Source organism: Alloalcanivorax mobilis, from assembly GCF_002864685.1.
Taxonomy (GTDB): domain Bacteria; phylum Pseudomonadota; class Gammaproteobacteria; order Pseudomonadales; family Alcanivoracaceae; genus Alloalcanivorax; species Alloalcanivorax mobilis.
Map to the genome: position 1 here is coordinate 1 of NZ_NMQZ01000064.1, position 12,490 is coordinate 12,490.

General features: G+C 62.1%; 8 protein-coding genes. 6 read left to right on the forward strand and 2 right to left on the reverse strand.

Features of this window, described 5'->3' with window-relative positions; all coding sequences use genetic code 11:
* Positions 1–180: 180 nt before the first annotated feature.
* Positions 181–1,665, reverse strand: a complete 1,485-nt coding sequence (locus tag CGS25_RS18390) for an amidase (RefSeq protein ID WP_101676353.1) — start codon at positions 1,663–1,665, stop codon at positions 181–183.
* 116 nt (positions 1,666–1,781) lie between these two features.
* Here CGS25_RS18390 and CGS25_RS18395 point away from each other — a divergent pair, with 116 nt between their 5' ends.
* The 5 genes from CGS25_RS18395 to CGS25_RS18415 all read left to right on the forward strand — a co-directional run bounded on the left by CGS25_RS18395 (position 1,782) and on the right by CGS25_RS18415 (position 8,472).
* Positions 1,782–2,792 carry a zinc-binding alcohol dehydrogenase family protein gene (locus tag CGS25_RS18395; RefSeq protein ID WP_089034263.1) on the forward strand — a complete coding sequence of 337 codons (1,011 nt, stop codon included), beginning with the start codon at positions 1,782–1,784 and terminating at the stop codon, positions 2,790–2,792.
* A 398-nt stretch (positions 2,793–3,190) separates the two neighbouring features.
* Positions 3,191–4,351, forward strand: coding sequence for a cyclopropane fatty acyl phospholipid synthase (cfa, locus tag CGS25_RS18400; RefSeq protein WP_089034262.1), 1,161 nt, complete (start codon positions 3,191–3,193; stop codon positions 4,349–4,351).
* Positions 4,352–4,487: 136 nt separating this feature from the next.
* The gene (locus CGS25_RS18405) at positions 4,488–5,006 is read left to right on the forward strand and encodes an RNA polymerase sigma factor (protein ID WP_101676354.1); all 519 of its coding nucleotides are present in this window, start codon (positions 4,488–4,490) and stop codon (positions 5,004–5,006) included.
* The gene (locus tag CGS25_RS18410; RefSeq protein WP_101676355.1) at positions 5,003–5,971 is read left to right on the forward strand and encodes a FecR family protein; all 969 of its coding nucleotides are present in this window, start codon (positions 5,003–5,005) and stop codon (positions 5,969–5,971) included. The genes CGS25_RS18405 and CGS25_RS18410 overlap by 4 nt, the downstream gene beginning before the upstream one ends.
* A gap of 143 nt (positions 5,972–6,114) precedes the next feature.
* The gene (locus tag CGS25_RS18415; protein WP_101676356.1) at positions 6,115–8,472 is read left to right on the forward strand and encodes a TonB-dependent siderophore receptor; all 2,358 of its coding nucleotides are present in this window, start codon (positions 6,115–6,117) and stop codon (positions 8,470–8,472) included.
* 212 nt (positions 8,473–8,684) lie between these two features.
* Here CGS25_RS18415 and CGS25_RS18420 read toward each other — a convergent pair whose 3' ends face one another.
* Positions 8,685–11,009 carry a TRAP transporter large permease subunit gene (locus CGS25_RS18420; RefSeq protein ID WP_101676357.1) on the reverse strand — a complete coding sequence of 775 codons (2,325 nt, stop codon included), beginning with the start codon at positions 11,007–11,009 and terminating at the stop codon, positions 8,685–8,687.
* Positions 11,010–11,183: 174 nt separating this feature from the next.
* Between CGS25_RS18420 and CGS25_RS18425 the strand changes: the two genes are divergently transcribed.
* On the forward strand, positions 11,184–12,490 hold a 1,307-nt coding region (locus tag CGS25_RS18425), incomplete at its 3' end, for an AMP-binding protein (RefSeq protein WP_101676358.1).

Genomic DNA, 12,490 nt, shown 5'->3' on the forward strand with positions numbered 1-12,490 from the left:
CATACACCTTCCTCGTAATGAAGGTGTCTACTTCTTTGGGGCCAGTCCAAGAGAGAATTGTCGGGCTCGTCCGCCGATGGGTATTAAGACAGGTTCGCGGGCACCGGCCTGGATATGACGAAAACCTGGGTCGCGCTTTTAACTTTTAACCTTCAACTTTCAACTTTCAACTTTCAACTTCTATAAATCCGCCACCCGATCAAACCAGGGGCGGGCTTTTTCCAGTTGACCGGCCAGCGCCAACAGCCGTCCCTCGTCACCGTGACCACCGACGAATTGCACGCCCATGGGCAGGCCGCTGGCGCACCAGTGCAGCGGTACCGACATGGCCGGGACACCGGTGAAATTAGCCAGCTGTGTGTAGGGCACGTACTTCATGTTCTCGCGCACCATCTGCTCGATCAGGCCGGATTTCATCACCAGTTTTTCAGCGCGAAGTTTGAGGATCGCCTTGAGCGCGGCGTTCTGCCAGGCGGGCGTGGCGGAGGCGCCGATCAGGGCCGGCTCCATGGCCAGGGTGGGCGTCATCCAGAAGTCAAAACGCTGGTGGAAATTCGCCAGCTGCTGGGAATAGATCTGACCGCGCTGGTAAAAATTCAGATAGTCGTCGGCGCGGGTGGCGTGGCCGAAGGCGGCCAGGGCCAGGGTGTCCAGCTCGAAGCCGTCATCGCCGCAGCCAGTCAGCGCTTTGACCCGGGCCACTTCGGCGGCGCATTTGGTGAACCAGATGCCCAGCCAATCCATGCTCATGGCCATCATGTCCAGCTCCGGCTCGGCCTCTTCCACCTGATGGCCCAGGGACTCAAGCAGGCGGGCGGCATCCTGCACCGCTTGCACCGCTTCCGGGTCCACCGCCGTGCCAATCGGAGAGCGGCTGGAAAAGCCGATCTTCAGGGGCGCCGGGTCGCGCTCCAGCTCGCTCAGATAGGTTCGTTGCGGCGGGGCGATGCGGAACAGTGCGCCGTGTTCGTCGCCGTGGGTGGCGTCCAGCAGGGCGGCGGAGTCCCGCACCGAGCGGCTCACCACGTGGTTCACCGAAATGCCGTGCAGCGCTTCCACGAATTCCGGCCCCCAGGGGGTGCGCCCGCGCCCGGGTTTGAGACCGAACAGGCCGCAGCAGGCCGCGGGGATGCGGATGCTGCCACCGCCATCGTTGGCGCCGGCGAACGGCACCACGCCGGCGGCCACCATCGCCGCCGAGCCGCCGGACGATCCCCCCGGCGTGTGCGCCGGGTTCCAGGGGTTGCGGCTGGGCCCGAACGATTCCGGCTCGGTGATGCCCTTGGAACCGAACTCCGGCGTATTGGTGCGGCCGAACGGCACCAGCCCGGCGGCCTGCCAGCGGCGCACCAGCTCGGAGTCGGCGGTGGCCCGGAAATCCTTCGCCTTGAGCGCTTTATTGCCCGCGTAGCTGGGCGCTCCGCCGATCTCCTGGAACAAATCCTTGACCAGCATCGGCACGCCGGCGAAGGGGCCGGACAACGGCCCGGCGGCGCGCGCGCGGGCTTGCTCGTAGAGCGGAATGATCACCCCGTTGAGTTGCGGGTTGACCGCCTCGGCGCGGGCGATGGCCAGCTCCAGCAGTTCCCCGGCGCTGATCTCGCCGGCGCTTACGCACGCCGCCAGCGCCACGCCATCGAGCTTACGGTATTCGTCGAAACGCATGATGTTATCCTTGTTGTGATCGGCCCCCGGCGCCGTGGCGCCAAACCCCGACGATGCCATAAGCGGGGCCAAAAACGAATCACCGGCAGGCACGGCCGGCAAGCATGGAGAACCCCATGAAGGCGATTGGCTTCAATCGACCGCGCGCCATCGCGGATATGCATGCTCTGGAAGACATCGAACTGGACCGCCCCGAACCCGGCCCCCGCGACCTGTTGGTGGCGGTGCAGGCGGTGTCGGTGAACCCGGTGGACACCAAGGTGCGTCAGCGGCCACTGCCCGACAGCCAGTACAAAATTCTCGGTTACGACGCCGCCGGCACCGTGGAAGCGGTGGGCAGCGAGGTGCGTGGCTTCAAGCCCGGCGACCGGATCTGGTACGCCGGCGCGATGCAGCGTCAGGGCAGCAACGCCCAGTTCCAATGCGTGGACGAACGGCTGGTGGCGCTGAAACCCGAAAGTCTGGGCATGCAGGAGGCGGCGGCGCTGCCGCTCACCACGCTGACCGCCTGGGAGGCCCTCACCGATCATCTGGGGCTGACGCCGGACACCGCCAAGGGCAAGAGCCTGCTGATTGTCGGCGGTGCCGGTGGGGTCGGCTCAATCGCCAGCCAGATCGCCGCCCACCACCTGGGCATGACAGTGATCGCCACCGCCGGCCGGCAGCGCTCCGCGGATTGGTGCGAAGCGATGGGCGCCACCCACACCCTGGACTATCGCATGGGCCTGCTGGAGCCGATGAAAGCGCTCGGCCACGATCAGGTGGATGCGATCCTGCTGGCCCAGGAACCGGACGGTTATTGGGCCGACGCCTGCCAGTTGGTCGCTCCACTGGGGGGCATTGTCGGCATCGTCGACGCCCGTGGTCCGCTGGACATCAATCAGTTGAAGCCGAAGAGCGCTCGCTTCTGCTGGGAATTCATGTTCACCCGCGCGCTGTACGGTCATGCCATGGAGCGCCAGGGCGAGATCCTCGCCGAGGCCGCCGCCCTGGTTGACCAGGGCGTGCTGCAAAGCACCGTGGGCGAAGGCCTGGGCGAGATCAACGCGAGCAATCTCAAGGAAGCGCACCGCCGCCTGGAATCCGGCCAGACCATCGGTAAGCTGGTGCTGGCCGGCTGGGGCTAACGCGCGCTCGTTGTGGCGCGCACTGATCCGCGGGTGTGCAGCGGCCGGTGCTTCGAAGCGTTTTTATAGCGCCTTTTTATCAATGCCATAGCGGGCATTCATATCCACCCGATATACATCGGTAAGCAATTGAATCCTATTGTAAAACCCTGTCATTTCTGGGGTTTTTCATGGCCCCGGCCAGCCTGCGCCACTTGCGCCCGTGACAGACACGTCAAAGAATGGAGCACAGCCCGCCAGTTTGCCGGGGCGGGCCGACTCCGATTCACTCGGGGCGAGGCCCACCCTTGCCGGGCGCCTCACTAAGCACCGAGCACGGAGCCGCCATAGGGAAATGGGCGCGCTGTTGCAGATCGTCGCCCATGCAGTCTTCAAAAAAGAAGCCGCAGGAGACGCACATGCTAGAGTCACGCAGCCGGGAAGAGGCGCTGTCCACCGGGTCCCGCTCCATCGACGCCGTTATCACCGAGGTGCTCGCCAACGCCGATGTCCAGGTTAACGGGCGGCGCCCCTGGGATTTACAAATCCACCACCCGGACACCTTGTCGAGAATCGCCGCCGAGCGCTCTCTGGGCCTGGGCGAGTCGTACATGGATGGCTGGTGGGATTGCGACGCCCTCGATGAGTTCACCTTCAGAATCCTCAACGCCGGCGCCGACGGCCTCGCCACCAAGCGCTGGATGCTCGCCCTTCAGGTGCTCGCCTATGGAATCCGCAACCGCCAAAGCCTGCGGCGCTCCCGCCAGGTGGCGGAGAAACATTATGACCTGGACAACGAACTGTTCCGCCTGATGCTCGACGACACCATGGCCTACAGCTGTGGTTACTGGAAGAATGCCAGCACGCTGAACCAGGCCCAGGAAGCCAAGCTCGATCTGATCTGCCGCAAGCTGGAGCTGGAGCCGGGCATGACCATGCTGGACATCGGCTGCGGCTGGGGCAGTCTGCTCGAATACGCCGCCCGCCATTACGGCGTGCGTGCTCATGGCGTCACCGTGTCCACCGAGCAGGCCCAGCTCGCCCGGGAGCGTTGCCAGGATTTGCCCGTGGAAGTGCTGCTCAAGGACTACCGGGCGGTCTCCGGGCGCTACGACAGGGTGGTGTCGGTGGGCATGTTCGAGCACGTCGGGCGACGCAATTATCACACTTTCATGAGCACCGCCGCCGGGCTGCTCAAGGATCGCGGCCTGATGCTGCTGCACACCATCGGCGACAACGAGAGCACCGCCGGCCACGATCCCTGGATCAATAAGTACATCTTTCCTAATGGCGAATTGCCGTCTTTGAAGCAGATCGCCAAACACGCCGAGAAATACTTCGTTGCCGAGGACGTGCACAACTTCGGCCCCGATTACGCGCGCACCCTGAAGGCCTGGGACGCCAACTTCCAGGCCAACTGGCCGCAACTGGAAGCACGCTACGACGAACGCTTCTATCGCATGTGGCGCTACTATCTGAACCTGTGCGCGGGCGCCTTCCGGGCGCGCAATATCCAGCTCTGGCAGTGGGTGTTCTCGAAACCCGGACAGCGCAACCAGACCTATCTGGCGCCACGTTGAACGCCGCCCGGGCCGCGCCACGGCCCGGGTTCACGCCGCACCCTTGGCCGCCACGCCAGGGCGGTGCATAATGGCCCGCAAACGACAGCAATAATCATTATCAACACCATGAGTGTCCGGGCCGGACCCCACGTCGATGCGAAACGATCCCCTGGATCAACTGTTCGAGCAATACCTGCGCGAATTGAGCGGTTACCTGACCCAGCAACTCGGTTGCCGGGAGCTGGCCGCCGATCTTTGCCAGGAGGTCTATCTGCGCCTGCGCCGGGTGGAAACGCCGCTGGCGCTGGATAACCCGCGCGCCTTTCTGTTTCGCATCGCCCGCAACCTGATGATCGACCACCGTCGCCGCCAGCATACCCAGGCCGCCACCTTTGCTCCGCCAGACCCGCAGGTCGTCATCGACGAGCTGGAAAGCGACGCGCCCACCCCGGAATCCGCCGCCAGCAGCGCCCGTGCCTTGAGCGATCTGCGCCTGGCGCTGGACGAGCTGCCCGCCCATGTGCGCAAAGCGCTGCTGTGGAACCGTCTGGATGGCCTCACCCAACGGGAAATCGGCGAACGGCTCGGGGTTTCCGAACGGATGGCCGGCAAGTACATCCTGCGCGCACTCAGCCATTGCCAGGCGCGGCTGCCGGCGGAGTTGCGGCCATGAGCGGCCCCGACTTTAGGAATTCGCCCCACCATCCGGCCCCCACACCGGACATTCCCCTGGACGAACAGGCGCGGCACTGGCTCGTTTACCTGCATTCCGGTCGTGCCGACAGCGCCGATCACCGTGCCGCCAATCGCTGGCGGCATCGCTCCGATCAGCACGCCCATGCCTACCGGCGGGCCGAACGGCTGTGGGGCCTGCTCGGGGCATTGGGCGACAGCGCCGCCACGGTGGACCCGAACCCGTTGCCGCGCCGACGGCGCTCCTGGCCCCTGACCCTGGCCGCCGCCGCAATGCTGGCCGCGCTGATGATCGCCCCGGCGCTGCTGCCCTGGCGGGTCTGGAACGCCGACCTGCGCACCGCCGTCGGCGAAATCCGCCGGGTGCCCCTGAGCGACGGCAGTGTGCTCACGCTCAACGGTGACAGCGCCGTGGACCTGGATCTGCAAGGCCAACACCGGCGGGTGGTGCTGCGCCGGGGCGAGGCGCTGTTCCAGGTCGCCAAAGACCCGACCCGGCCGTTCCTGGTGCAGGCCGGGGACGCCCGGATGCGCGTCACCGGCACGGTGTTCGACGTGGATCTGCGCGCCGACGACGAGGTGCGACTGGTGGTGGCCCAGGGCCATGTCCAGGCCACCGGCCGCCACCAGCAACAACACGTCAGCGCCAACCAGCAGCTGCACTGGCGGCGTGGCGAGCTGGGCGAGCGCAGCGCCGTCAACGCCCACCGCGCTCTGGCCTGGCAACATGGCCAACTGATCTTTCAGGACCGGCCACTGGCCGCGGTGATCGACGACCTGAGCCGATACCACCCCGGCCATCTGATGCTGCTGGGCGAGCAACTGCGCCAACTGCGGGTCACCGGCGTGTTCGATACCGACCACCCGGACCAGGCGCTCAACGCCATCGCCGCCAGCCTGTCGATCAACCTGCACCGGTTTCCCGGCGTCGTGGTGATCTACTGACGGCACCGGCACGCTTCAACGTTTTAATTTCATTGTTTTCACCGCTCATGGTTCAGAAATGCCAGGCCACTGCGTCTTCCTACTCATGACTCGATGCAAATGGTTTCCATTTGCACGACACCGACGACAGGAAACCGTGATTCATGAGTAAACGCACACCGCCGCGCCACAGCCTGGCCGCCCTCGCCGTTCTGACCCTTTGCCCCCTGGCCCATGCCGAACCTCTGAACATTCCGGCCCAGCCCCTGGACAGCGCCTTGCTGGAGCTGGCCGAGGCCACCGATAGCCGCTTGATCTATAGCGCCGAAATGACCCGCGGCAAGCGCAGCCCGGCACTGCAAGGCGACTATCAAACCAGCGAAGCTCTGCAACGGCTGCTTGCCGGCAGCGGCCTGCGCGCCGAGCGCAACGCGGATGGCTCGATCACGCTGAAGAACGCGCCCGCCGCTGCCCAGCCGGCCAGCGCGCCGGCCGCCCGGATGCTCGACCCGGTGGCGGTCACCGCCCAGGTCGCCACCAAGGTCGACACCCCGACCCTGGAGACGCCGCAGTCGATCTCGGTGGTACGCCGTGAACAAATCGAAGAGCAAGGCTCGGACACCGTCCAGCAGGCATTGCGCTACACCCCTGGCGTGTTCACCGACCAGATCGGCGCCTCGCAACGCTACGATTATGTCGTGCTGCGCGGTTTCTCCGACGACAGCATCGACAACATCTACCTGGACGGCCTCAAGACCATGGGCGATGGCGGCACCTTCAGCTCAATGCAGGTCGATCCGTTTTTCCTGGAACGGGTGGAGATCGTCAAAGGACCGAACTCGGTGCTCTATGGCCGTGCCTCACCGGGCGGCCTGGTCAATCTGACCAGCAAGAAGCCGCTGTTCGAAACCCGCCAGGAAGTGCGCTTCATGGCCGGCACCAACAATTATAAAGGCGCCGCCTTCGACTTCGCCGGCCCCCTGGGAGAGAGCAAACGCGCGGCCTACCGGGTGGTCGGCCTCACCGACGGCGGCGACACCCAGTTCGATCATCTGGAACAAAAGCGGCGCGCGATCATGCCGGCGCTCACCGTGGACATCGGCGACAACACCACCCTCGATCTGATGGCCTACTTCCAGGACGATCCGGAAGGCGGCAGCCATGGCGGCGTACCCGCCGACGGCACCCTGTTCCGGCACAACGGCCAATATATTTCGCGGCACTTTTTCGACGGTGAACCCGGTTACGAAGGCTTCTCACGCACCGAAAAAATGATTGGCTATCAGCTTCAACATTTCATCAACGATACCTTTAGCGTGCGTCAGAATTTCCGCTACCTGGACAGCGACGTGGATCTGCAACAGGTGTACGCCACCGGCTGGGCCGTGGACGGCAACGGCGACGCCACCAACCAGCTCAATCGCGCCTATTCCGGCGCCGACGAACAACTGCAAGCCTACGCGGTGGACAACCAGCTTCAGGCTGACTTCGACACCGGCGCATTGCGCCATACCGTGCTGCTGGGCCTGGATTATCAACACCGCGACGTGGACACCGCCTACGTCTACGGCACCTTTCCGCCCATCGACGCCTTTGACCCGGTGTACGGCGCCGGCCCCAGCCCGGCGCTGGGCGCGCCGATCCTCGGCACCCGCAAGCTGATCCAGACCGGCGTGTATCTGCAGGACCAGATCACCCTGGACCGCTGGCACTTCTCTCTGGGCGGTCGCCAGGACTGGGTAAAAACCGCCAACGAGGACATCGCCAGCGGCGTGCGTTCCACCCAGGACCGCTCCCAGTTCAGCGGCCGCGCCGGCGTGCTGTACCGGTTCGATAACGGCCTGGCGCCCTACGTCAGCTATTCGGAATCGTTCAACCCCAGCGTCTACACCGACGCCGACGGCAACCCGCTCAAACCCACCGAAGGCACCCAGTACGAAACCGGTGTGAAGTTCCAGCCGCGCCAGGGCCGCGGCGTGTACACCCTGGCCTTGTTCCACATCGAGCAGGAAAATCTGGCGATCCGCGAGCCCCAGGACCCGGTCTACCGCCCGGTCGGCGAGGTGCGCTCCCGGGGCGTTGAACTGGAAGCCCAGACCATGCTCACCGACCGCCTGCGCGTGCAAGGCAGCTACACCTACACGGACATCGAATACGCCGACTCGGAACAGGCTATCGAAGGCAACCGCGTTAACCAGGCGCCGCGCAACCAAGCCACCGTTTGGGGACACTATGCCTTCGACGGCGGCGCCCTGGCGGGCCTGGACCTGGGCGCTGGCGTGCGCTACCTGAACGGCATCGAAGCGGACCGGGAAAACACCCTGAACGTGCCCTCCTACACCCTGGTGGACGCCGCCATCGGCTACGATTTCAGCCACATCGGCCTGCAGGGTCTGAGCGCCCAGGTCAACGCCAACAACCTGCTCGACAAGGACTACGTGGCCTCCTGCTATTCTCTCAACTACTGCTACTTCGGCGCCGAACGCAGCGTCATGGCAACGGTGAGTTATCGGTTTCAGTGACACGGGGGATGAGATAAACGGAACAATCTGAAGGGAAACAGGGAACAGTAAAACCGCCGCCCGGCCTCTCCTACACAGAACACCCGGCTACGCAGCCACCGTAGGAGCAGGCCGTGCCAGCGACTTTTTTCGATTTTTGCGCCCAGCGCCGAACCTCTAAAGGTCGGCGCAAGACGACATGCTATCCAGCCAAGAGCGCCAAGAGCTCCCGCTCAGCCTGCCTGAATCTTCTGAAACACCCAGCCATGCACGGTATCGGAGAGTAGTGGCAGGAAAGCAACGATCAACAGAACGGTGAGCATCACCGAAATCGGCAGCAAGAATTTCTCGTAGCGGCGAAAGAAACTACCGGTTCTGATCTTCGCGCTTTCCACCTCATCATCACCGACTACTTGTCGTGTGAGTAGGTGGTTGAGGGCCACCGGGGGCGTTAAATAACCAAGCTCGAAAGCCACCAATGCGATCATCCAGAAGTGCAATGTGCTGACACCATTAGCCTCGGCCATCGGAGCCATGGCCGCATTGACCAGGATCACGGCACCCAGCGGGTCAACGAACATACCCACCAACACCAAGGCCACCACGAAAAAGCCCGCCGCGATCCACACCGACCCAAAGGTCTCGGGCAAAGCACCCAATAATCCGGAACGCTCGATGATCCCAGCGGCGCCCATGGACATGGCCATCAGCAGTAGCAGGGCACCGATATGACCGGTGGTCTCGGTGGTCGCGAGACGCATCGAGCCTTCCAGTTTTTCCGAGATACCCTTCTCCGGCGCGTAGTGCGGGTCCTGATAGCCTGCCGGCGCCAAATAATAAACCACCAAAAAGATGGCAAATAACACATTACGCCACAGATCGCCCCACAGGACGCCCTGTAACTCCGATGGATTAACGCCTGGCGGTAAGGGGCCTCCAACAAGTGCCTGATACCCTTGCCAGATTTCCAGGAAAGAACTGACCAGCATACCCACCATGAACAGTGCGAACAGATGCACCACATGACGGCTGAACTTTTCGTAAATCAGAATCGCGATCAGCATCACCGGAAGAATAATCGGCGCCGAAAATTCATCCAGTTGACGTGCCAGCAGATCGTTGAAGAACAGAGCCACGGCGCCGACCACGATGCCATAGGGCACCAATGGCACCATACGTCTAAGGCTGGCGGGCAGCGCTTCACCGAACGGCGCAATCCGCGCCGGCGTGGTGCGCGCGAACTGGCTGTACAGGAAAAAAACAAGCACGCTCAGCATGAACACCTTGGCGCCGGCGGAGAACATCTCCGCGGTGGTCACGCTCTTGTTGAGCGCGGCGATCACCACCACGATCAGACAAGGGCGCAACACCACACCCATGGAGCCCGACATGGCGGTAGCGGCTAGCGCCAGTTGCTTGCGCGCGCCCACACGAATCAGCTCGCGATAAATGGTGGCCCCGGCGGCGATCACGAAAATACCCGATGCCCCCGTGTATGCGGTCAGCACGGCCGCGAATGATAGCACCACCACACACATCAGCTCAGGCGAAAGATTCCAGGGCCGCATCACATCGAACACGATGTGCGTGAGGCGAGTCTGTTTGAGCATCATCCCAATCCAGATATACAGCGCCAGATTCAGGAACAAGGAGGACAGCTCCATCATCATATTCATGTAAACGCTGATACCGTGGAAATAACCCTGGCTGTAAAACTGAATCGATGCCGATATGCACATGAAGCTGAACAGTGGAATGGTCAGAATCGCCTTGCCCCAGGAGCCGCCATGTTCCAACGAGCCGGGCGGTCTTATGAGCTGGTACAGCGCGGCCAGGGCAAGCGCTGAAAAGCCGATGATCCACACCCAGTGGAGATAGAAAATATCCACGGCCACACCGGCCTGGGCGGCGCGCAAGTCTGAGTTTCGGTAGACAATGGCGGAGATCAACAACAACGAATTCGAGACCACCTGGGCGCCCGTGGAAACCAGATGATCCTTATGAGTACGCGAGGGTCGTAGTGCGATATGATGGCGCTGAAAAGTAGTCGTCGTCGCGCAGATGAGCAGAATCAGCGCCAGAAGCAATCTCTTATAGTCACCGAGTGTCGCCACCAACGTGGCGATGCCCCCTTCAAAATTACGAAACGCGATGACACCGGGCGTTACCTGCTGCTGCACCGTCTGATAACGACTCCATTTTTCGCGGCAATTCTCTCGCGACGCCAGCACTGATTCACGAATCGCATCCCGGTCGATACGGGAAGGGCCGAGAATATCCGCCAATGGATCGGCTTCCCCGGTTCGACGTTGTTCCGCAATATCTGTGACGCGACGTTCGATATCCGGGTCTCGGTCGCACACCGGTTGCGCCGTCAGGCCGGCGGTGCGCAGCAGAAAGTATTCCTCCCAGGTCGACTCGCCGATTTTCAGTAGTTGGGAATGAATAATCTGGCCGGAAGATAGAAACACCACCAGCAGCAACAATAGCAAAACTGGCAAGGTGGAAAGCCATTCCTGCGGTGAACGCCGGGGGAAGGCAAGGGTCCGCTTCTCCATGGAATTGATCCCTGTTTTTGTTGTTTTAGAATAACGCGCACAGATGTACAACCGTAAACATTGATGCTATAGAATCGCCCCTTCTACCACAACGCGGTGAATTGACTTCAACAACCGTTTGAGGATGTTTCTGAAGCCAACACCAGGACTGAGAACAATAAAAAGGGGAATACGATGCGTCACACCGATGTCATCACTTTGCCGAAAGTGATCGCCAAGATACCGGAGGTGATCAGACATTTACCGGGCCTGATTAAAGGCTCGCGAATGAGCAAGATCACGGACACACATAAGCCGGTCGGGCCAGGTGTGGCCTTTGAGCGCGCAGCGACCACACATTCGACCGGTATCGCACTGATTCACAACGAACGGGTTTTCACCTACCGGGCCCTGAACGCCTGGGCCAATCGTATTGCCGATTATCTGTCATCCATCGGACTACAGAAGGGCGACACCATCGCCGTAAACATCGCGAATCGCCCGGAACTGCTGGCGGTGGTGATTGGCTGCGCCAAGCTGGGCGTGTGCGCGGCGCTGCTGAATACATCGCAGAAAGGGAAGGTGCTGGTGCACAGTTTCAACCTTGTGAACCCGAAGGCAGCGATCATAGGTGAGGAGCAGGTGTCGGTGGTTCAAGAGGTACGTGACGACCTGGATCTGAAACAACATTTCTTCTATTTCGCCGACCAGGATACCCTCACCGACCCGGGCACCGCGCCCAAAGGCTTCACCAATCTCGCCATCGAAATCCAGGGTTGCTCAGACGAAAACCCGTCTAGTGCTGGCCAAACATTCCTTCACGATCCGCTTTTCTATATCTATACATCCGGCACCACCGGCCTGCCCAAGGCGGTGGTGTTTAACCATGGCCGTTGGGAAAAAGCCTATGGAGGCTTTGGCTATTCATCAGTGCGGCTCGGTGAACACGATCGCCTTTATTGCACGCTGCCGTTCTATCACGCCACCGGGCTGGTGGTCTGCTGGGCCTCTGTGATCGCTGGCCGTGGCACTCTGGTGCTGGCGCGTGGATTCTCCGCCAGCCGCTTCTGGGACGATGTGCGCAAATATAACTGTACCGCCTTCGGCTATGTGGGCGAGCTGTGCCGCTACCTGCATGAGCAGCCGCGCAAAACCGACGACGCCAACAACCCGGTGCATACCATCGTCGGCAACGGCTTGCGCCCAAGCATCTGGAAACAGTTCAAGGAACGCTTTGCGATTGAACGGGTGGCGGAGTTCTACACCGCCTCGGAAAGCAACGTGGCCTTCACCAACGTGTTCAACTTCAACAACACCGTGGGCTTCTCCCCGGTCAGCTATGCCATTGTCAAATACGACAAGGAAGCGGACCAGCCGGTGCGCGATAAGAACGGTCACATGATCAAGGTGAAGAAGGGTGAAGCTGGTCTGATGCTCGGCGAGATCTCCGACAAAACCCCGTTCGACGGCTACACCGACCCGGAGAAAACCGAAAAGGCGAT